The sequence below is a fragment of the Acinetobacter sp. YH12152 genome (genome assembly GCF_013418285.1).
Classification (GTDB): Bacteria; Pseudomonadota; Gammaproteobacteria; order Pseudomonadales; family Moraxellaceae; genus Acinetobacter; species Acinetobacter amyesii.
The window spans coordinates 65966-89060 of record NZ_VPCH01000001.1; the positions used below are offsets into that span (position 1 = coordinate 65966).

Sequence of the window (23095 nt, forward strand, 5' to 3'; positions counted from 1 at the left end):
TTTTCTGCTTTTGCTATACAAAAAAATTGCTTTTTTCGATGTAGGGATTAACTTGCCTCATCAATCCAGGCCATCTGAATTCCCTCAAGCAGACCTTCAGTCGACTTTTCTGGGTCATCAGTGAAATTTGGCAATGCACATACCCATGCATGTAGGTCAGTAAAGCGAATCCATTGCGGATCAACATCAGGGTGAGCTTCATACAGCTCAATTGCGATATCAATGGTATCTGTCCAGCGTAAACCCATGGGTCTTCCTAACATCGTCTATAGAATGATGGCTTACTTTAACAAATTTCAGCAATTGGACGTGATAAACCCTTTTAATTTTTTTATTACCAGATTTTGCAATTGTGATGTCCACATCAAACTATAAAACCAAACCCAAAAGAGGTGCACAGAGAATAATCGCCGCACCCACTGCAGCGCCTATTGCAGCACCCACTGCCACATCACTTGGGTAATGCAAACCTAAGATCATGCGGGATAATGCCACCAATAAAGTAAAGGGTAACATTAAGACCAACAGCATGGGTTGAATATAGCCCAGCACTGTTGTTGCCATGACCGCATGTAGAGTATGCCCCGATGGAAAACTAAAATGATCTAGAGGGCGTTCACCTAAGCGAATCACTTGATGCACTTGATACGGTCTTGGGCGCACAGTTTTCTTTTTGAGGAGTTTATAGATCGAGGTCCCGACGGAACCACCCAGTAATACATAGACGATTTGTACACTGTAAGACATGCCCTGCACGATCCAAACCGTCGCCAACATGACATACCAAAACACACCATCACCAAGTCGACTCACCATTTTAAATATGTCAGCCACAACTTGTTGATGTGAAAAATGATTGAGATAAATACAGCCTTTTAAATCGAGATGCAGCATTCTTGTTTTTGCATTTTTAAAATTCATCGCTAATCTCCTATCTACAGTCAAAGTCTGACTATGTTGGGGTTGAGCTAGATTTGTGTTGTTATTTTTACAAGTTGAGATCTGTGTTTGACTCAGCTTAAGTTGTCTTTTTGACAGTGCAATGATGCTTTGATGACAGTTCAATGAATATTGGTTATGAGGATGCTCAACCAGTATATAACCAATAGCGCTAGCTCCATTGGCTCATCATGGCTTGATCCACCACGCGATATAGCGCTTGCTCAAATTGCTGTACGGGATATTGCCATCCAATTTTAGCAGCGTCTTTTGCCGCCTCGATGCCCATGGTTTTTAATTTAGCGCGTTGCGGCAATTGTTGCATAAGACGAATAAATTCATCGGTTCGAGATAAATGACATAACCATCCCGTTTGCTGATTTCTCACGTGCAATTGGGCACATGCAGCATTATATGCAATCACCGGCAATCCGCTGGCCATTGCCTCCAAAACCACATTACCAAAGGTCTCAACCTGACTTGCGAAAACAAAAACATCCGCACTGGCATAGGCTTCCGATAAAGCCTGACCACTTAAACTTCCCATAAAAATAACATCTAGGGATTTTGCCAGTTGCATTAATCGTTCACGATCAGGCCCATCACCCACAATGACCAATTTCGTTCGTGCATCCATGGCCAACATCGAACGATAGGCAGAAATTAAAACATCCACTTCTTTTTCAGGAGATAGCCGTCCGACATAGAGCATCACGCGGGTATGTTCATCTGCTTGCCACTGTTGTCTCAGTTTTGCTCGATAATGTGAGGGAGAAAATCGACTATGGTCCACACCACGCCCCACCACCACCAATGGACAACTAAAACCTAATCGATGCAAGGCATCTGCAGTATCTTGGCTCGGTACACAGGTAAGTTGAGTATTGTTATGAAACCATCGTAAATAATGTTGTACAGGCTTCATTAAAAACGCTAAATCAAAGAAGCGACTAAAATCATGAAAGGCCGAATGAAAACCACTGGACACAGGAATCTGTAAAGAACGCGCCAGTTGAAGCATAGCAAAACCCAAAGGCCCTTCAGTGACTATATGCACAATGTCGACTTGGGCTTTTTTTAAAGCTTTACTGAGTTTGATTAGTTGCGGCCAGCCAAATTGTAAACCTGAATATTTAGGAATCGACTGCGCTCGAACCAAACACTCTTGATCAGGTCGAAAATCCTGACAACTTTCGGACTGTTCAGGACGTATTAAAAATATTGAGTTGCCTTGTTGCTGCAAACCCTTACACAGCTGCAATAAAGAATGTGCAACACCATTAATTTCTGGCGCCCACGTATCTGTAACAATGGCAATTTTTAGAGGTGGACGGATTAAGGTTGAGACCGTTTGCACATCCATTCGTGATTGCATATGCTTAAATTGGAACTGAAATCGCGCAGGTTCATCCTGCATACGCCCTAAATTAATAGCCGATTCTGTCATGATCTTACATGCTTCTTATAAATGTATAGTCACAGTTTAAGCAGCAGTTTTTTGCATTTTGATGATTATTTGATGACAGTTTATTGAAAAAAATTGACTAATTTCTTCTACAAAATCATGATTTATCCGTAATTTTTAATCACTTTTAAAATCGTCTGACCCGCACGAGAAGTGATTTGCATATCTGCGTTCATCCGCTCTAAACGCCCACTCATACTACGAAGCCCCACACTCAAACCGGCTTGATTGACCAGATCCACATCAAACCCCACACCATTGTCTTCTACTTCCATTATCAATGCCGAGTTTTCATAATAAATCCGAATCTGCACCACGGTCGCATGACTATGCTTCACAATATTGGTTAATGCTTCTTCGGCTACACGCTGTAGGGTTAAACATTCCATTGGAGTAACATCCACTTCCCATTTTGCAGGAACTGACCATTTAGCGTGTATATCGAGCTCATCAAATAACTGATTAAAACGGTGCCTAAAGGGTGCCATCCATAACAAAGGGGTTTCAGGCAGTTTAGTGCCTAAACTAGGACCACTATCAATGATCTGTCGTAAATCATCTCTTAAAATTTTCAACATCGATAAAAATTGTGGATTGGTCAGATCTTTGGCGCTCTGCTCAGCCTATGCCATTAATCGCAATGATCGAGCTGAGCCATCATGTAGGTCATGTGCTATTTGAATACGCTCTTGCAAGCGAATATTTTCCATTTCCAACTGATAATGATTGTGTAAAATGTGTATTTACTCTCATTTGTTTGTGCGACCAGTGTGGCCAAAGTGCCATTAAATTTTTCAATTCGTCTTACACTTTTAGTCAAGCGTAGTGCAAAAAAAATCGCCACACCCAAAGTAGTTTTCGGGGAAGCATATGCTGAAATCAAATTTCCTTCATTTCTGACTTTATATGCATAGCAGAAAATTAAGCTACTTAGATTAAAGCCCAAGATTCACCTAAATATCTATCATCAAGCTTCAATCTAGCGGTATGAACGAAATCAGCACTCCGCATATAATCACCTTGGGCTTGAAATAAATTTTGTCGCTAAGCAACTCAAAACACCATATTTACAAAGACTGTATCGCGGTAGATTCCTGCTGGTGTCGTTGCATTCACTCGCTCCACCAAACGCACAGCAATCACATAGTTATTTTTGCCAGCGCCTTGCTCGGTAGAAACATTCCACAGATTTTCCATCGCACCTGAAACAGTCATCCGTGTTTTGAGCTTAATCGGGCCATTCGTCACAAAACTACTGCCCGAAGTATCCTGCAAATTACGGCTATTAAAGCGTATGCGGTATTTACCGGAACAATCGACACTAAATGAACTTGCCGCTTGACTATTATAGTAATTCGCCAAGCGCATATTGGTTTCACTGATTCGTCCCATTTCACAACGACTCGGCGCTGCAAATGTCATTGAACTAAATAACGCTGCTGAGATGAGTAAAATACTTTTCATTGGAAATACTCCTTTATTTACACTGCAATGTAATTAATTCAGGAGTTTGGTTTTCTACCTTTTTCGGCACTGTTAAAGCTGTTTGGCAAGATCGACCACCACTGGTCCTCACCGTCAACTTGTAGTAGCCTTCAACCAAACCATATAACATTACCGTGCCATCTGAACCCACTGGATAAACATCAGCTTCTGGGGTATCAATTGCAACTTCACTTCCTGCCACAAATTGATGACCTTGTTCATCCAATATTTTGACCAATATTTGTTGTGTATCAAATACTGAAAAATTAATGTTATAACCACGCTGTCTTAACGCAACTAAACGATGTGCAGCATTCGGAACTTTGCTTTCGATCGGCAATTGGTTTTCATCGAATGAAATATCGTAATTAATATAAGGAACGATATCGTGTACAAAGGCATAGCCTTTTTTATTGGTTTTCGCGACTGGAGACATTGATCGCATGACATCAATATCTTCACGACCACCAACATTCACTAAAGCAAAAGCATTATCGACAAAACTGGTCAATGCGTATTGACCACCCAACCACACCATAGCGCCACGGTAGCCAACCTGTGTTGTTGAATCATTTTCACTATAGAGATGACTTAGGGTTAAATCACCAACATTAGTGGACAAACCACTATAGGCATTTAATACCGTTTCATCATTACGATAATCCACACCTAGCGCATAATTTGCACCATATTCACCAAATGCATTTTGGATGAAACGTACACCGCCGGATTTATTGGTACCTGCATCAGCCTGAATACGTTTACCACCACCAAAATTATAAGAAAATGTAATAAAAGCACCTGAGTCATCGCTATCACCAAATTCTTTAAAATAATTGGCGGTATACATTAAATTCTGTGTGATTTCGCGACTCACACCCACTGTGAGCATTTTGCGATCCTCTAATTCAAATAAAGGATCATTAGATTCATACTGGGTTTGTTCGATATAGTTCAGATTTAAATTTTGAAAGAATGGGAAATTAGCAAAACTCAAATACGCCATATTTTCAAATTTTGGAAAAATATGATTATCTTCATAACCTAACGCCCGATAATCATTTGTAGCGTAGCGTGAACTCACACCAAAATTGAGTTTCCCGAAATTACGACTAATAGCCAAACCTGCAGAATAGCCATCGTCATTATCGGTTTTACTGCCTAAAAAAATACTGTCTAAAACAAACCATCGATTGACCGCTTGCGTCCATAGCAGTCCTGCATTTTTTACTTTGTCACTATAGGTAGCACTTGCACCCAACGTGGTACGACTGGTGACACCTCTACGCCAATAGGCTGAACTGAAAAAATCGCGATAATCACTATTTTCTTCGTCATAACTGAAGCGTAGTTTCCCTAATGAAATGTTGTAATCATTTAAGTCTTCTTTGAGCAATTTACTACTAATTAACACCGGGAAGCTTCGAACAGTGGTATTCCCCAAGACATCTTGTACAACCATTTGCGCTGTACCTGCACTTTCAATATTGGCACCTGTTTGTAAGTTATAATCTCCAGGTGAAATCTTTTTCTGATAAATATTTACGCCATCAATATATAAATCAACAGTCGAAGGTAAAACTGCACTACCTTTTAGACTTGGAATATTCCAATACACAAAATCTGGACGTGACGTATAGTCTGTACCAAAACTCAAACCACCAAATCGCACACCATGAATTAATGCGCTATAGGCAGAGGTCGTATCACCAATAATCAGCTTGGTCGCACTTTTGGAGAAATCAAACTCAAGACTACTATTTAACCTTACAAATTTTTCTTCACGATAATCATCCCCTTTATTATTTCGATAAAAGGCATTATTTCTTAAAATCCAATTGTCTTTAAACACCCCAAGTTCAGGCAGTACACCAAAATTATTATGTTGAGTGTTATTTTCAAAGTGCATTTCATAATTGAGAAATGCACCAAAATTTGCAGGCATCGGCTGACTGATTAAGGCATCCGTTTCTAGCCCAAAGAAATATTTTGATGGAAGATTAATTTTGATAGCTTGCAATTGAGGATCAAATCCAGAATGAATATCTTGATCCGTTACCAAACAAAATGAATTTTTAGTTGCATGTCGTTTCAGAATTTCTACTTTAATTTGCAGCTTATCAAGATCTGCGCACTCTATATAAAACTTGTTATTTTCAGTCAGTAATAATACTTCGCTCTTGCGGTCTACTTCGTTTACCCAAATACTGGTTGGAAATAAATCATCAGGCATATCAACAGCTTCTGCATGAGCAGAATTAGCACATAAAATACAATATAGAAGCAATGTAATTCTATTCATAGCCACTACTCAACTAAATTAAACTCCAAAGGAGTGTCACCTTTATCTGTTTCCACAACGACTTTATAATTACTAGCGCCTTGTAAAGAAACACTCCCGATGTCGTATTGGTTTTTACCTAATGCCAATAAATATTTCATATCGGAAGATTCAGCGACTGTTTTCTTGCTTTTATCGATGACATAAAGTTTTTGGATTTGAATGTGTGATTTTGCTAAATTTTCAACCTGAATAATGGTGCGACCATTCGATTTTTTAGCAATAAATTTCAAATAAGCGGGTTCTTGTTTGCCGACAAAAAATGGCACATTAATACTTAATAACAGTGCAATTTTCGATTCAGAGTTCGTCACTTGAGGTAGCTCAGTATAAAGAATACGCCATGCTTCTTCTTGTTGTAGGTTCATACTTTCTACAGATTGAGTAAAACCCACACGAACCATTTGTTTTGAATTTGGTTTTAAAATAAAGTTCTTCGGATTGATAATAATATTGGATTCAGGTGAAAGAACATCTTCCCCTGCGGCATTTTGAGTCCATTTAAATGCTTGAGCCTCAAAAATACGTGGTGTCTCATCATCCCCTTTCGACTCCAAAGTAAATGTCGCACTGCGTTGTTTAGATTTATCGGTTAAATATAACTGCACAGGGCTAATTGAAATACCTGCAAATATTTGAGGACTCAATAAGCAAGTCATTAAACTAAATGAAACGACTTTGAATAAACTTTTCATATACCCACCCCAGTACATTTAAATATTATTATCAATTCAAAAATAAAAAGAAGTTGACCCTAACTGTGTAGAATCAACTCCCTAAATTTGGATTAGTAAGCTACTTTGATATATAAAGTATCTTTGTATGTACCAGCACGTTGAGTACCTGAAATTGTATTTTTTGGAGCTACAGATACAGCAAAGTTATCAACGCTCATACCAGCTACAGGTGTAGAACCGATTGGATAATTCACACCACCTTTTGAAGTCGTGATTTTTGTAAATACTTTATCACTAGTGGTTTCATGTTTTACAAAAGTATCTGCACTTGAACCCGCGTTTAGCGTAGATAGATTTAATGTATATGGAGTGTTCGTTGTAACTGTAAAGCCACTAGCACCCGTATAACTGTCTTCAACGAGTTTGATGTCTTTACCTACCAAAAGCTCACATGCTTTAAGAATCTGTAACTTTATGTCGATTTCGCCTTCACACGGCGCACCGCCACATTGTTTAGATTCTTTTTTACCACCAGCGATTGCAGATGTTGCTGGAAGTGCTACGAACAATGTTGCAGATAGTACTGCGGTTAAAATTTTAGATGTAGACATTTCACTTCTCCATTCTCATATGAGATTTATTAGTATGTGCATCAAAGGATATTTATTAAGAAAAACTAATTAATCTTACTTTCCCTAGGTGCTGATTCATTCTTAATCATGTGGAGAAAAAAAGAACCTAATGCGGAATATTCACACGAATATTCATGTAATATTATTTTTTACGAATATTTAAATTATGTGGTTGTAATATATTAAATATTTTTAATTTTTATATTTTTATTTAATTTTTCTCTTTATCCCAAATTTTGGGGATTTTTTTCATATCCCTATTTTTTGGTATAACATATCTTATTGTTTTTATTAAATTTAGTAACATTAAAAATAATATAGGCTGTTACATATTTCACCAAATATTTGTGAAATAGTTCAAAATAATTTTCAAACAAACCAATAATATTTGAATATTCAACTATATTAATAGTAAAGGCCGATTAAATTTTATTTTTAAATAGAATCTCGAATGTATAATCACTACTTTCAGGTATGTCTTTTGAAACGCAATACAAGAATTACGTCACCAAATACTGAGCCTTTGTATTAAATTACAGGTTTTGAAACACGTCTTAGTTTCCAATGTTAAGCTTTTGTAAATCATATTTTCTTTCTTTAAATTTCAGTTTTTTGTTTTTCAAATTTTTAGAATCTCATTTATTACATGAAATATCATGTATGTTAAAATTCAGTCCCTCTCTTTCAACCCTCTTTTTACTTTGATTTTTTATTCAAAATACTGACTACCTCATTTAAAAGTATCTACATTCATCTTTAGAAAATTCTATAAATAAAAAAAGCCCCAAGTTATGGGGCTTTTTAAAATTTAACTTACTCACTGACTGGATAAAGCAATCCTTGATCGACTCGAAAGATTTGACCTGATCCAAAGTCGATCTGCTGCAACTCTCCTTTTAATTTTGGGAAGCCAGCAATTTTTTCCAATTGTGGTGAGCGTTGAAAATTCTTCGTTTTAGGATTGTACATCCAATAAATAAATCGCTTATCTTCTATTTTTCGACCATCAGAGGTATCTGAAAGTACAACATCATAGTATCCATCAAAGTTTACATCTAAGAATCCCATACTATTCCCAAAAGCATTAAAGCCTTGTAATGACTGTAGTACTTTGCCATTTGATTTATTAACCACATCTACGCGTTTTAGAGACTTCCCATAAGGTTGGTCTGCGGATTGCACCCCATAAAACTTAAACAGCAGGATAGGTTTATCTGCAGCTTTAAACGCAGGTTCAAACTGTAGATAACTTGTAGATGGTGGTGCCGTTTGTTCCGTCAGTTCAGCTTTAAAGTAGCCTGTATTTGCATTCAATGTACCTGCCAATCGATAAGCTGCTGCAGCACTTTGTTCCGTCCCAACATTGACTGAATTCAAGTCAATAAAATCTGCTTTTTGAGTCCCTTTAAAGTTAATTTGTTTGGGCTCTTGCAGATCAGTCAACGTCCCGTGCGGATTCCATATGCCAGCATACAAATCTAAGAAATAGCGTCCTTCAGTCGAGCGAAGCATCCGCTGCATGGATATGCGAACATCAGGTAAAGGCTTTAACTCAGACAGTGTTATATCTGCATCTTGTGCAAAACTCACCACAGGTAGACAAAGAGCGAGTAAAAGAGAGAGTTTTGATATTTTCATTGCAATTACACACTCCATGCAGCATGAATAATGCCTACTCTATCACAACCTAAATTCAACACAGATGACACAAATATAGGAGTTTTGAAACTACCTACGACTCAAACTATCAGATTAAATTGGAGTCGCTTTTAAAGCCCATGTTTCCAAATCTAATGAAATACATTTCAAACCAATATTAGATTCAATACATAGATCTTTCAGCAATTCAAACTGATCTACCTTATGATCAATTACGGGCTTCACAAGCTCTTGCTTTCTTCTAAGATCAATATATGCATTTTTCCCAACATATACTTCAACAAAGGCTTCTTCAGGCAATTTTAATGTATAAATTGGACGCGTTTGCAATTGGACTCTTTGCCAAAGTTGGTCATTGATATATGCATGTGTTTTTGTAGAAAAGTGATACCCGAATTGAGCATCGCTAATATTCTTTACAATACGTACTTCCTCTTCGTATGCCCATTCCTGCATTTTATAAAGCAAACCATGCTTTATTAAAACTTCTTCATTATCCCAATTTAAAATATTTGAATTTCCTACAGACATTAATTTTTCAACACTTGCCACATTGGCTTGCTTCGGCGCTGTTTTTAAATATCTCAACTCTCCTTTTGTTGAAGGAATAATAAATTGATCACCATCTGTATATCACACTCAAAACCTGCTTTGCATGTGTCAATTCCGATCACAACACCTTTGTAACTATCCCCATAATGTGACCACATGAGTGGATTTAAAGCAGTTCTAGTCAAACTTAAAATCACATACTTTCTAGAAAACCGATTACGGAATGCCCCTATTGCTAGGGATGTCGGCACATCCAAATCATAAAAACCAAAACCAGTGCATTCAAATGGGTCATTAAAATCTTCTAAATCTGAAAAACCTAGAGATTTTGTTTTTAAAATCGTTAAAGCAGCTTCAAAACTCACATATTTATATAAAATCATTATCCTAACCCACGCTAATATTGGGTTTTTTGTAGCATAAAACTCAAAAGATAATTAATTAAATAAATTCTTTTCTTTGCTTACGATTTTGTTCACTTCTATCCAAAGTATGAACGAGTACAAACACTGTTTTGTACGAAGTACAACGAGGCAGCACACCATTCTGTGTGACGCGTAAGGAATGAAAGCATGCTTTTCTATTTTTAAGGCACGTAACTTTAGGTATTAAAAAACCCACTCAAAATGAGTGGGTCTTCGTATTCAAATCAATTGATTCAAGAAATTAGTTTTTCTCTTTATCAACGATTTTGTTCGCTTGGATCCAAGGCGCGAAAATGATGAAAGCATCGCTTACATCATTTGAGGCTCGTAGCCTTGATGCCGTCTTTTATAAGGGATAAAAAAGCCCCTGTTAAAAACAAGGGCTTTTTGACTTAGATATCAGAACTTCGTTCTTTTCTTTGTCTACGATTTTGTTCGCTTGGATCCAAGGTACGTAAAAATAGAAAAGCATGCTTTTCTATTTTTAAGGCACGTAACTTTAGATATTAAAAAACCCACTCAAAATGAGTGGGTCTTCGTATTCAAATCAATTGATTCAAGAAATTAGTTTTTCTCTTTATCAACGATTTTGTTCGCTTGGATCCAAGGCATCATCGCACGTAACTTGTTACCAGTTACTTCGATACCATGCGCCGCGTTTTGACGACGACGAGCAGTCATTGAAGGATAGTTCAACGCACCTTCTTGGATGAACATTTTCGCGTATTCACCAGATTGAATACGTTTAAGCGCATTACGCATCGCTTCACGAGATTGTTCGTTGATTACTTCAACGCCAGTTACGTATTCGCCATATTCAGCATTGTTTGATACTGAGTAGTTCATGTCCGCGATACCGCCTTCGAACATTAAGTCAACGATCAATTTAAGTTCGTGTAAACATTCGAAGTAAGCCATTTCTGGTGCATAACCAGCTTCAACAAGAGTTTCGAAGCCCATTTTAACCAATTCAACAGCACCACCACAAAGGACTGCTTGCTCACCGAAAAGGTCAGTTTCAGTTTCTTCACGGAATGAAGTTTCGATAATACCAGTACGGCCACCACCAACACCTGAAGCGTAAGAAAGCGCAACGTTACGTGCATTACCAGAAGCATCTTGGTGAACAGCGATAAGATCAGGTACACCTGAACCACGTTGGAATTCTGAACGTACAGTATGACCAGGCGCTTTTGGAGCAACCATGATTACGTCAAGGTCAGCACGTGGAACAACTTGGTTATAAAGAACAGAGAAACCATGAGCAAATGCTAGCGTTGCACCTTGCTTGATGTTTGGCTCAATTACGTCACGGTAAAGTTGTGATTGGAACTCATCTGGAGTCAAAATCATAACTAAGTCAGCTTGAGCTACAGCAGCAGGAACTTCTGAAACTTTAAGACCAGCATTTTCAGCTTTTTTCCAAGAAGTAGAACCAGCGCGTAGACCTACAGTTACGTCAACGCCTGAATCTTTAAGGTTAAGCGCATGAGCATGGCCTTGTGAACCATAACCAATGATTGCTACTTTTTTGCCTTGGATGATAGATAAGTCTGTGTCTTTATCGTAAAAAATTTGCATTGCTGTCTCCGCTAAAATGCTTTCGTTTCCTTTAACTTGATACCGTGATTCTGTTTGATTATTCACGTTTCAAGTACCTCACCCATAGGAGTGAGGTGAATATATAAAATTAGATAGTTAAAACTTTTTCGCCACGTGCGATACCTGAAACACCTGAACGTACAACTTCTAGAATTGTATTTTCAGCTAAGGCATCAATAAAACCATCTATCTTTTCAGTTGTACCTGCGATTTGAATGGTATATGTCGTTGGCGTTACGTCTACGATTTGTCCACGGAAAATATCCGCAGTACGTTTAATTTCGGCACGTGCTGAACCGAGTGCTTTGACTTTAATTAACATCAATTCACGTTCAATATGAGCACCTTCAGACAAATCAACAACTTTAACAACTTCGACAAGCTTGTTGAGTTGTTTGGTGATTTGTTCAATTTTATGCTCATCGCCATACGTGGTTAAAGTCAAACGCGAAAGCGTCGGATCTTCTGTTGGCGCTACGTTTAATGTCTCAATGTTATAACCACGCTGAGAGAATAAACCTACCAAACGTGAAAGCGCACCTGCTTCGTTTTCTACAAGTACAGAGATAATATGTCTCATTGTGTGCGCTCTCCTTTGCCTAACCACATATCTTTCATTGACTGGCCAGCAACCAACATTGGATATACATGCTCTGAACGGTCAACCATCACGTTAATAAACACGCACTTGTCATTGATCGCCATTGCTTCAGCAAGCTTCGATTCGAGTTCATCTGCATGATCAATTTGAATACCCACATGCCCATACGCTTCCATTAATTTAGGGAAGTCAGGAAGTGACTCAACATAAGAACTTGAGTGACGACCTTCGTAGTTCATGTCTTGCCATTGCTTAACCATACCTAATGCACGGTTATTCAAGCATAGAATTTTTACATTCAAGCCATATTGCTTACATGTAGAAAGTTCTTGGATACACATCTGAATCGATGCTTCGCCAGTAATACACACTACTTGTTGATCTGGGAAGGCAAGTTTTGCTGCCATAGCATATGGCAAACCTACACCCATGGTTCCTAGACCACCTGAGTTGATCCATTGACGTGGACGTGTGTATTTGTAGTAAAGCGCACCAAACATTTGGTGTTGACCAACGTCTGAAGTAATGATGGCTTGGCTATTGGTAATTTTATCCAACGCTTCAACAACTTGCTGTGGCTTCATTGAACCATCAGTTGGTTTATCATAGTTCAAACCATGAACTTGACGCCATTCATTGATTTGTTTCCACCAAGCCGCGATATCTTCTGGATTTGGTTTAGACACATTCAATTGCTTTAATTGAGCCAACATTTCAGTCAATACAGGCTCTACTGCACCCACAATTGGGATGTGCGCCATAATTGTTTTTGAAATCGTTGCTGGGTCTATATCAATATGAATGACTTTGGCATTTGGACAGAATTTCGCTGGATTATTGGTTACACGGTCATCGAAGCGCGCGCCCACACACAGAATCACATCTGCATTGTGCATCGTCATATTGGCTTCGTAAGTACCATGCATACCCAACATGCCGATGAATTGTTCATCATTGCCCGGATACGCACCAAGACCCATTAAGGTACTGGTTACTGGATAACCCAGTAAATGTGCAAGTTCTGTCAACTGTGCAGAAGCATTGCCTTGAACCACACCGCCGCCTGAATAAATAATTGGGCGTTTAGCATGAATCAATTCATCAATTGCTTTACGAATTTGACCTGAGTGACCACGATGCGGCGGTTGATACGAACGCATTTTCACTTTTTCAGGATATTCGTAAGCAAATTTCTCTGCAGGATTCGTTGCATCTTTTGGAATATCAACGACAACAGGACCCGGACGACCACTTGAAGCGATATAAAATGCCTTCTTAATAATCGAAGGGATTTCGCTTGCATGACGTACTTGGAAGCTGTGTTTTACGATTGGGCGCGAAATACCAACCATATCCGTTTCTTGGAACGCATCCTCACCGATAAGATGGCTTGCAACCTGACCTGACAAAATCACCATTGGGATTGAGTCCATATAGGCAGTTGCAATTGGAGTTACGGTATTTGTTGCACCCGGACCAGATGTCACCAGTACGACACCTGTTTTACCTGTGACACGTGAGTAAGCATCAGCCATATGACCAGCAGCTTGCTCGTGGCGCACTAGGTAATGATTGATTTTTTCTTGTTGAAATAGCGCATCATAAATATGCAGTACTGCGCCGCCTGGGTATCCAAAAACATGTTCAACGCCTTCGTCCGCTAAAGCGCGTACGAGCATTTCACCACCAGATAAAAGTTCCAACGTGATTCACCCTAATCTTTTTTCACGCACAAATGGAGGGCATTTGTCGTGGTTAATTCATTAACTGTGTGCTCTGTTATAGCACACAAATTTCATAGTTTTCATAGCAATAAGAAAAAAATCTGACCTGCTTGCTGTTTGAGCAATATGGGGTCTAAAACATGTTGGGATAAACATATTTTGTTGGCTTTGTTCAACCTCTCGGCTAGAGAAGAAGTCCATTGCTAAAATGCACTCATTCGAAGGGTGATCGATCTAAGGCATATAAAACTAAAGACAGCATTTTTGTAGTTTCAACCATTAAAGTCAAGTTTAAAAATGGGCTTTTTTCTGATTACTTACAGACCGTTTGTTTTTTAAGCACACTCCCGTTCTTTGCATTCTTTGTAGTTTGTTTATTTATAACCAGTTAGCATGTATTTAATAAAATACTTTTATAAATCTAATAAATAAATTAAATGAATTGCTGTGGGTTTTTAATTCAATTGCCTCACTTTCAACTTAAGGCATGGATTAAATGATAAAAACACAATATTTTGATTGCTTATTAATTCCACAATTCATCATTCACAAATCATCATTCACAAAGTTACTCATCCCACGCGATGCCCCTTTTATCCTTTGTGCTAAAAAATGCATAGATTCTGCTGTCAAAAAAGCGCAAAATTTTCAGCATAATTTTGCATGATCACTATAACTTTGGGACTGAATTTATGATGAAGACGACGATTGCACGAACTGCCTGTATTTTATCTAGCATGGCGTTTTGCCTGACCAGTTTGGACCTTTCAGCGAAAGAATATTACAAATGGGTGGATGCTAAAGGTTCAACGCATTACACCACCACGCCACCGCCAAAAAATGCGCAGCGTAAAGGTAAAGTAAATACCTATGGCGCAACAACGACTACGCAATCAACTCCAGCAAAAAACCAAGAAGAGGTTTCACGTGAAGCCGAACAGTCGAATGAACAAAATGAGCAACAAGCAGAACAACAACGCGAAGCCAATGCAGCACTCCGCCAAGCTCAAGCGGTAGCTGCCGCAGCACAATAATTCATGCCAAAGTCCTGCTATATCGACTTAAATTATTTACATCTACACAGCATCGCAAAATTCACTCTAGGCGTATTTTGCGCTATGCTGTAGCACAAACTTTTTAACCGTTATTTCTATTTACGTTTATGACTACTCACATTGACCCTGAATATCAAGCCAGTGCGATTGAACCTACAGTCCAACAAGACTGGGAAAATCGCAAAGCCTTTAAAGTTGCCGACCAAGTAGAAGGACCACGTCGTTATATCCTCTCTATGTTCCCTTATCCAAGTGGCAAACTGCATATGGGTCATGTGCGTAACTACACCATTGGTGATGTGATCAGCCGTTTCCACCGTTTACAAGGTGAAACTGTGCTACAACCCATGGGTTGGGATGCTTTCGGCCTACCTGCTGAAAATGCGGCGATTGCCCATCAAGTCGCTCCTGCAAAATGGACTTTTGAAAACATTGATTACATGCGTAATCAGCTTAAAAAGTTAGGTCTTTCTGTAGATTGGGATCGTGAATTTGCAACTTGCACACCTGAATACTATCGCTGGGAACAATGGTTATTCGTACAGCTTTATAAAAAAGGTTTAATTTACCGTAAGCTTTCAACAGTGAACTGGGACCCAGTAGACCAAACTGTTTTAGCAAACGAACAAGTTGAAAATGGTCGTGGCTGGCGTTCTGGTGCATTGGTCGAAAAACGTGATATTCCAATGTACTACTTCCGCATCACTGACTATGCGCAAGAATTACTTGACGATTTAGAAACATTAAAAGACGGCTGGCCACAGCAAGTTTTAACCATGCAACGTAACTGGATTGGTCGCTCACAGGGTATGGAAATCACCTTCCCTTCAGCGAATCCAGATATTTACGCAGATGGTTTAACTGTATTTACCACTCGTGCTGACACCTTAATGGGTGTGACTTATGTTGCGGTTGCAGCAGAACATCCGATGGCACTTAAAGCTGCGGAAAACAATCCAGAGCTTGCTGCATTTATTGAAGAATGCCGTATGGGTTCTGTTGCTGAAGCAGACCTTGCGACTGCTGAAAAGAAAGGCATGGCAACAGGTTTGTCAGTTAAGCACCCAGTTACAGGTGAAGAAGTTCCTGTTTGGATCGCAAACTACGTCTTGATGTCTTACGGTTCAGGTGCGGTGATGGCGGTTCCATCACACGATGAACGTGACTTCGAATTTGCGAATAAATATGGCTTAACCATCAAGCAAGTGATTGATGCGAAAGGCGCAGATGATAGCGACTTCTCTGCGACAGAGTGGCAAGAATGGTATGGCTCTAAAGAAGGTAAATTGGTGAATTCAGGTGAATTTGACGGTTTAGATTTCCAAGGCGCATTCGATGCATTCCTTGCAAAACTTGAGCCTCAAAAGCTTGCAAATGTAAAAGTTCAATTCCGTTTACGTGACTGGGGTGTTTCTCGTCAGCGTTATTGGGGTTGTCCAATTCCTATGATCAACTGTGAAAAATGTGGTCAGGTTCCAGTACCTGAAGAACAACTTCCAGTTGTATTGCCAACGGACGTGGTTCCAGACGGTTCAGGCAATCCACTCAACAAAATGCCTGAGTTCTATGAAACCACTTGCCCATGCTGTGGTGGCGATGCTCGTCGTGAAACAGATACTTTGGATACCTTTGTAGAATCATCTTGGTACTATGCACGCTATGCATCTCCAGATTTCACTGACGGTATGGTGAAACCTGAAGCGGGTCAAACTTGGTTACCTGTGAACCAATACATCGGTGGTGTTGAACATGCGATTCTGCACTTACTCTATGCACGCTTCTTCCACAAATTGATGCGTGATGAAGGCGTCGTTCAAGGTAACGAACCATTCACTAACCTTTTAACACAAGGTATGGTGTTGGCTGATACGTACTACCGTGAAGCTGATTCAGGTAAGAAGACTTGGTTTAACCCTGCTGACATCGATTTAGAACGTGATGAAAAAGGCCGTATCATTTCTGCGAAATATCAAGGTGATGGTCAAGACGTCGTGGTTGGCGGTCAAGAAAAAATGTCGAAATCGAAAAATAACGGTATCGACCCACAAGCGATTATTGATCAATACGGCGCAGATACTGCACGTGTATTCATGATGTTCGCTGCACCACCAGATCAATCACTAGAATGGTCTGACGCTGGTGTTGAAGGTGCAAACCGTTTCTTAAAACGTGTATGGCGCCTAGCAACTGGTTTCCTTGAACAAGGTAACTCTGCTGCAAACATCGACAAAGCGACACTATCTACCGCTGCACAAGACTTGCGTCGTAAAACACACGAAACCATTCAAAAAGTGGGTGATGACATTGCTCGTCGTCATGCCTTCAACACCGCCATTGCTGCGATGATGGAACTTTTGAATGCAAACAATAAGTTTGAAGCGAAAGATGACAATGACGTTGCCGTTGCACGTGAATCAATCACAACCCTTCTAACTTTACTTGCTCCGTTTGCACCACATTTAAGCCAAACCTTATTGGCTGAGTTTGGTATCGAATTAACATCAGCACGCTTCCCTGCGGTAGATGAATCTGCGCTGACTCGCAATACACAAACGATTGTAGTGCAAGTGAACGGTAAACTTCGTGGCAAATTAGAAGTGTCTGTCGATGCCTCTAAAGATGACATTCTGGCGCAAGCAAAAGCATTACCTGAAGTTCAACAATTCTTGACTGGTCCAACCAAGAAAGAAATTGTGGTGCCGAATAAATTAGTGAATTTGGTGGTTTAATTTAATCCCCCTAAATCCCCCTTTATAAAAGGGGGACTTCCCGCTCCCAACAAAAAATCGGATCTCCTCCCTTTTTTAAAGGGAGGTCGGGAGGGATTAAAAAACAATTCCCAAACAAAGCCCGTTGCGAGTCAACGGGCTTTGACTTTACAATCCACACAGGATTTCAACATTATCCCTTCGGGAAACAGAGGACACTTTATGCACTTGGTTCAACGTGTTGCTGCAATTGTATTAACTATGGGCCTGAGCGCAGGCATGGTCGGTTGTGGTTTTCATTTAAAAGGCACCAACCCTGCTGCTGTACCTGTAGCCTATTCCAATATGCGATTGGCACTTCCTGAAGATACGGATGACTTACATGAAAAGTTAGCGATTTATTTAGGTTCTGCAGGCGTGCAATTGAGCAATAATCAAAATGCCTATGTCTTACATGTGTTGGATTACACTCCACGACGTTTAGAACTCAATGGTAAATTGGTTGAAACTTTACTGCGCTTGAATGTGACGTTCCAAATTGAAGATGCTCAAGGTAACCCTGTGACAGAACCACGTACATTGATGGCAACACGTAGCTACCAATACGACGTAGCAACCGTGAACACTGATGACCAAGAAGAAAAATATTTAAAACAAGTGATTATTGATGACATTGCACAACAGATCGTGCGCCAAATTTCATCAAACCGCTTACCAAAAGCAAACCCACTAACTGCACCGACCAAAGCTGAGTAATTTTGATTTATGAAACTTGACTATCTTCAGGCATTAAAACGTGTAGATGAAGCGCAAGGTACCTGGGTGCTACATGGTCAAGAGCCATTACTCGAACAAAATCTCCTCGATGCATTTCGTAAGAGTTGGAACGCTCGAGAAATCGAGCGTCAACGTTATGACATTAGCTCTGCTGCGGACTGGAAAAATGTCTTTAATGCGTTAAACAGCTTGTCATTATTTTCTAGTCAACTGGCAATTGAGGCACATGGCAGCATTAAACCCGATGCCAATGGGCTAAAACTGTTAAAAAGCTATTTGCAGCAAAATGAAAGCAACTTGCTGCTCGTGGTAATGCCGAAGCAAGACAGTGCGAGTTTAAAGACCAGTTTCTTCCAAACCATTGATGCCAATGGGGTCAATGTTGCACTGACTGCAAACTATCCTAAAGATCGTCAGCAAATCTTAGCCACCGAGGCGCAAAAGCTCGGCATTCAACTCGCCAATGATGCTTGGCAATGGCTAGAGCAGCATCATGAGCATAATTTACTGGCTGCAAAAAATAGTTTAATGCGTGTCGCAGATACTTTTCCTGAAGCTGAAATGATTCAGATTGATCATCTGTACTCTTGCTTACAAGATCAGTCACGCTACACCACCTATGATTTAAATGATGCAATGCTGCAAGGCAATTTGGCGCAATCAATTAAAATTTTTCAATATTTGATTGCCTCTGGTGAGCCGATGTCACTCATTTTATGGAGTATCAGCAAGGAAATGCGCTTGCTGATGCAACTGTTTGAGCAACCACAAAATGCCTTACAAATTGGCATTTGGAAGACCAAGGTCGGGCTGTATCAACAAGCTTTACGCCGTTTAAATGCCAATGAGTTTTTGACGTGGCCTGCCCTATTACTTCGTTTAGACGCGTCAATAAAAGGTTTAGGTCATGAAAATCCTGAGCACTTGGTACAACAAGCTATTGCCAGCTTGTGTGGGCGCAGACTCTTCTAGTCTAATGAAAAGGCTGTAATAACTTGCATTGCAGTATAAAAGAATAATTATCATTACTATTTGTTCAAAAAGTTCACAATTTATCCGTATTTAAATCTTATAATTCAATCATCTTTATAAACTTTTAACTGCCAATCATGCCAAAAATAAAACCAGCAAAATTGATCGTAGCCATCATCGTTGCTTTGGCAATCGCTGTCACTGCATGGCATTTCCTAAAACCTAAAGAAACTCAGCCGCAATATATTACTGCTGAAGTGAGTCGTGGTGACATTGAAAACTCAGTGCTCGCAACTGGTGTGCTTGAAGCAACCAAAATGGTGAGTGTTGGTGCACAGGTTTCTGGTCAGGTGAAAAAGATGTATGTGCAACTCGGTGATGAAGTGAAACAAGGTCAGCTGATTGCCCGTATTGACTCGGTACGTCAGGAAAATGACCTTAAAACAGCCGAAGCCAGTATTAAAAATCAACAAGCGCAATTGGCAGTAAAAAATGCAAATTTAGCCAAAGTCGATGCTGAATATAAACGTCAGCAAGCGATGTACGCTCAAGATGCGACTAGTCGTGCAGAACTTGAATCTGCGCTAGCAAGTTATAAAACTGCGCAAGCTGATATTGCAGCCATTAATGCACAAATCGAACAATCACGTTTAACTTTAGCGACTGCAAAAGAAGACTTAGGCTATACACAAATTGTTGCACCAATGGATGGAACCATCGTGGCAATTGTGACTGAAGAAGGTCAAACCGTAAACGCCAACCAAAGTGCGCCAACCATTGTGAAATTGGCAAAGCTCGACACCATGACCATTAAAGCTGAAATTTCTGAAGCTGATGTGATGAAAGTCCAAGAAGGTCAAAGTGTTTACTTTACGACGTTGGGCGACAGTGAAACAAAACACTATGCAACCCTGCGCCAAGTTGAACCTGCGCCGAACTCAATCAACACCGAAAGCAACAGCAATACCTCTTCGTCTTCAAGTACTGCGGTTTACTACAATGCGCTATTTGATGTCCCGAATGAAGACGGCAAATTGCGTATCGATATGACTGCTCAAGTTTATATTATTTTAGATGAGGCGAAGAATGTCTTGACTGTCCCTGCTGCAGCCGTACAAACCTCGAACCGTCCACAACGTAGCCGAAATAATACGTCTACCGATGGTCAATCTGCTGATAAAAATGCCAACGCAGAAGCTAGATCGAACAAAGACAATCCACACCGTCCTAAAGGTTTAGAACTGACTGAAGCTGAAAAAACATTGGTCAAACAAGGTAAAGCGAGCGTTGCGATGGTGCGTGTATTGCAAGCGGATGGTTCTGCGCAACCACAACCGGTATTACTTGGTTTAAATAACCGTGTGACCGCACAAGTGATCCGTGGCTTAAAACAGGGTGACAAAGTCGTGATTGCCGACGGTTCTGATACTTCAAATGATTCAGCGAAACGCAGCAACCGTGGTGGTGCTGGCGGCCCAATGAGAATGTAATCATGAGTCAAAATCAGACGCCTCTACTCGAGGTCAAGAATCTGACTCGTGAATTCCCTGCCGGTGAAAGCACAGTCCAGATTCTAAAAGGGGTCAATCTTGAGATTTACCCAGGTGAACTGGTAGCAATTGTAGGTCAGTCCGGTTCTGGTAAATCTACCCTAATGAACATTTTAGGTTGCCTAGATAAACCCACAAATGGCAGCTACAAAGTCAAGGGGCGTGAAACCCGTGAACTTGAACCAGATGAACTGGCACAGTTACGCCGTGAATATTTTGGCTTTATTTTCCAGCGCTATCACTTACTCGGTGATTTAAATGCTGCTGGTAATGTCGAAGTTCCTGCAATCTATGCCGGTGCAGATGCAACCGAACGCAATGCACGTGCCAAGCAACTGCTGACTGACTTAGGACTGGGTGAAAAAACCCAAAACCGTCCGAGCCAACTTTCGGGTGGTCAGCAACAACGTGTGTCGATTGCGCGTGCCCTCATGAATGGTGGCGATGTTATTCTTGCCGATGAACCGACCGGTGCATTGGATAAGAATAGTGGTATTGAAGTGATGCGGATTTTGCGCGAACTCAATGCCAAAGGTCATACTATTATATTGGTCACTCACGATCATAATGTTGCGAAAAATGCGACGCGAATTATTGAAATTTCTGACGGTAATATCATCTCAGATCAGCCCAATGTGCCTGAAACAGATGATGAACCTTTAGAAAAACAACAACTCGTTCCAAACACACAGAAAAAAACCTCGAGCTGGCGCTCAGCCGTTGATCGTTTAGGTGAAGCCTTCCGTATGGCGATTTTAGCCATGAATGCTCACCGTATGCGTACATTTTTAACCATGCTCGGGATCATTATTGGTATCGCTTCTGTGGTTTCTGTTGTGGCTCTTGGGAATGGTTCACAAAAGCAAATTTTAGAAAATATCAGCAGTTTAGGTACCAATACCATCACGGTGTATCAAGGTCGAGGCTTTGGTGATAATTCCAGATCCTCCCAAGTCAAAACATTGGTTCCAGCCGATGCGACAGCCCTTGCTGAGCAGCCTTATGTCGATGGCGTTAGTCCTTCAGTCAATTCATCTGTTACAGCACGTTTTAAAGATACAGAGGCTTCAACCACAGTGAATGGTGTGAGTGAAGATTTCTTCTATGTCAAAGGAATGAACTTCGCTTCTGGTCAGCCTTTTGATAAAGAAAGTGTGACTGAGCAAGCGCAAGATGTGGTGATTGATAGTAATACTAAAAATACCTTTTTTGCAGATGGCACCAACCCTGTGGGTCAAGTGATTTTGTTAGGCAGTGTACCAAGCCGTATCATTGGCGTGATCGAAGAACAAAAAAGCATGATGGGCAACTCAGATAGCCTGAATGTGTATTTGCCCTATTCAACGGTCATGAGTCGTATGCTAGGTCAGTCGAATGTACGCAGCATCATTGTCCGAGTGAAAGATGAATATCCAAGTGCCGCTGCTGAAAACGCCATATTGAACTTATTGGTGCAACGTCATGGCGCGCAAGATGTCTTTACACAAAACTCCGATAGTATCCGTGAAACCATTCAACAAACTACGCAAACGATGACCTTGTTAGTTTCTGCAATTGCGGTGATTTCATTGATCGTCGGTGGTATTGGGGTCATGAACATTATGTTGGTTTCTGTGACTGAGCGTACTCAAGAAATTGGTGTACGTATGGCCGTGGGTGCCCGTCAAAGTGACATTTTACAACAGTTCCTGATAGAGGCGGTGTTGGTGTGCATCTTAGGCGGTGTGCTTGGGGTTTTATTATCTTTAGGTATTGGACAATTGATTAGTCATTTTGCCGGTGGAACATTCCAAATGGCCTATTCAACGACGTCTATTGTTGCTGCATTTGTCTGCTCAAGTATGATTGGTATTGTGTTTGGCTTTATTCCTGCACGTAATGCCGCACAGCTTAACCCTGTCGATGCGCTTTCTCGCGAATAAGGAAATAAT

20 protein-coding genes are annotated in these 23095 nt (G+C 40.2%); 6 read left to right on the forward strand and 14 right to left on the reverse strand.

The window, feature by feature from the left end; all coding sequences use genetic code 11:
- Positions 1–47: 47 nt before the first annotated feature.
- The 14 genes from iscX to FTU83_RS00400 form a co-directional block, all read right to left on the reverse strand.
- Positions 48–248 carry a Fe-S cluster assembly protein IscX gene (iscX, locus tag FTU83_RS00335; RefSeq protein ID WP_078189615.1) on the reverse strand — a complete coding sequence of 67 codons (201 nt, stop codon included), beginning with the start codon at positions 246–248 and terminating at the stop codon, positions 48–50.
- Positions 249–369: 121 nt separating this feature from the next.
- Positions 370–921 carry a phosphatase PAP2 family protein gene (locus FTU83_RS00340; RefSeq protein ID WP_180105459.1) on the reverse strand — a complete coding sequence of 184 codons (552 nt, stop codon included), beginning with the start codon at positions 919–921 and terminating at the stop codon, positions 370–372.
- A gap of 190 nt (positions 922–1111) precedes the next feature.
- Positions 1112–2389 carry a glycosyltransferase family 4 protein gene (locus FTU83_RS00345; protein WP_373685347.1) on the reverse strand — a complete coding sequence of 426 codons (1278 nt, stop codon included), beginning with the start codon at positions 2387–2389 and terminating at the stop codon, positions 1112–1114.
- Between the two features lie 119 nt (positions 2390–2508).
- The gene (locus tag FTU83_RS00350; protein ID WP_180105461.1) at positions 2509–2982 is read right to left on the reverse strand and encodes a sensor histidine kinase; all 474 of its coding nucleotides are present in this window, start codon (positions 2980–2982) and stop codon (positions 2509–2511) included.
- Between the two features lie 475 nt (positions 2983–3457).
- Positions 3458–3868, reverse strand: a complete 411-nt coding sequence (locus FTU83_RS00355; RefSeq protein WP_180007213.1) for a hypothetical protein — start codon at positions 3866–3868, stop codon at positions 3458–3460.
- Positions 3869–3881: 13 nt separating this feature from the next.
- Positions 3882–6191, reverse strand: a complete 2310-nt coding sequence (locus tag FTU83_RS00360; RefSeq protein ID WP_180105462.1) for a fimbria/pilus outer membrane usher protein — start codon at positions 6189–6191, stop codon at positions 3882–3884.
- Positions 6192–6196: 5 nt separating this feature from the next.
- Entirely contained in the window at positions 6197–6925 is a 729-nt protein-coding gene (locus FTU83_RS00365) for a molecular chaperone (RefSeq protein ID WP_180005391.1), read from the reverse strand.
- A 92-nt stretch (positions 6926–7017) separates the two neighbouring features.
- Positions 7018–7518: a hypothetical protein gene (locus FTU83_RS00370; RefSeq protein ID WP_180005392.1), complete on the reverse strand. Its 501-nt coding sequence runs from the start codon at positions 7516–7518 to the stop codon at positions 7018–7020.
- A gap of 834 nt (positions 7519–8352) precedes the next feature.
- Complete coding sequence (locus FTU83_RS00375; RefSeq protein ID WP_257222505.1) at positions 8353–9177, reverse strand: hypothetical protein; 825 nt, start codon at positions 9175–9177, stop codon at positions 8353–8355.
- 114 nt (positions 9178–9291) lie between these two features.
- Complete coding sequence (locus FTU83_RS00380; RefSeq protein ID WP_180005394.1) at positions 9292–9750, reverse strand: hypothetical protein; 459 nt, start codon at positions 9748–9750, stop codon at positions 9292–9294.
- A 32-nt stretch (positions 9751–9782) separates the two neighbouring features.
- Positions 9783–10133, reverse strand: coding sequence for a DUF2971 domain-containing protein (locus tag FTU83_RS00385; RefSeq protein ID WP_180005395.1), 351 nt, complete (start codon positions 10131–10133; stop codon positions 9783–9785).
- A gap of 606 nt (positions 10134–10739) precedes the next feature.
- The gene (gene ilvC / locus FTU83_RS00390; RefSeq protein ID WP_078192867.1) at positions 10740–11756 is read right to left on the reverse strand and encodes a ketol-acid reductoisomerase; all 1017 of its coding nucleotides are present in this window, start codon (positions 11754–11756) and stop codon (positions 10740–10742) included.
- 109 nt (positions 11757–11865) lie between these two features.
- The gene (gene ilvN / locus FTU83_RS00395) at positions 11866–12357 is read right to left on the reverse strand and encodes an acetolactate synthase small subunit (protein ID WP_078189625.1); all 492 of its coding nucleotides are present in this window, start codon (positions 12355–12357) and stop codon (positions 11866–11868) included.
- Positions 12354–14081, reverse strand: a complete 1728-nt coding sequence (locus FTU83_RS00400) for an acetolactate synthase 3 large subunit (protein WP_168378448.1) — start codon at positions 14079–14081, stop codon at positions 12354–12356. The genes ilvN and FTU83_RS00400 overlap by 4 nt, the downstream gene beginning before the upstream one ends.
- A 758-nt stretch (positions 14082–14839) precedes the next feature.
- On the opposite strand from FTU83_RS00400, the gene FTU83_RS00405 reads away from it, so the two are divergent.
- The 6 genes from FTU83_RS00405 (at position 14840) to FTU83_RS00430 (ending at position 23086) form a co-directional block, all read left to right on the forward strand.
- Entirely contained in the window at positions 14840–15136 is a 297-nt protein-coding gene (locus FTU83_RS00405) for a DUF4124 domain-containing protein (protein ID WP_373683082.1), read from the forward strand.
- Between the two features lie 128 nt (positions 15137–15264).
- Complete coding sequence (leuS, locus tag FTU83_RS00410; RefSeq protein WP_180105463.1) at positions 15265–17886, forward strand: leucine--tRNA ligase; 2622 nt, start codon at positions 15265–15267, stop codon at positions 17884–17886.
- A gap of 201 nt (positions 17887–18087) precedes the next feature.
- Positions 18088–18621, forward strand: coding sequence for an LPS assembly lipoprotein LptE (lptE, locus tag FTU83_RS00415; protein ID WP_078192675.1), 534 nt, complete (start codon positions 18088–18090; stop codon positions 18619–18621).
- A 9-nt stretch (positions 18622–18630) separates the two neighbouring features.
- Positions 18631–19614: a DNA polymerase III subunit delta gene (holA, locus tag FTU83_RS00420; RefSeq protein ID WP_180005398.1), complete on the forward strand. Its 984-nt coding sequence runs from the start codon at positions 18631–18633 to the stop codon at positions 19612–19614.
- A gap of 137 nt (positions 19615–19751) precedes the next feature.
- Entirely contained in the window at positions 19752–21104 is a 1353-nt protein-coding gene (locus FTU83_RS00425; RefSeq protein WP_180005399.1) for a MacA family efflux pump subunit, read from the forward strand.
- Positions 21105–21106: 2 nt separating this feature from the next.
- Positions 21107–23086: a MacB family efflux pump subunit gene (locus tag FTU83_RS00430; protein ID WP_180005400.1), complete on the forward strand. Its 1980-nt coding sequence runs from the start codon at positions 21107–21109 to the stop codon at positions 23084–23086.
- The last annotated feature ends 9 nt before the right edge of the window (positions 23087–23095 follow it).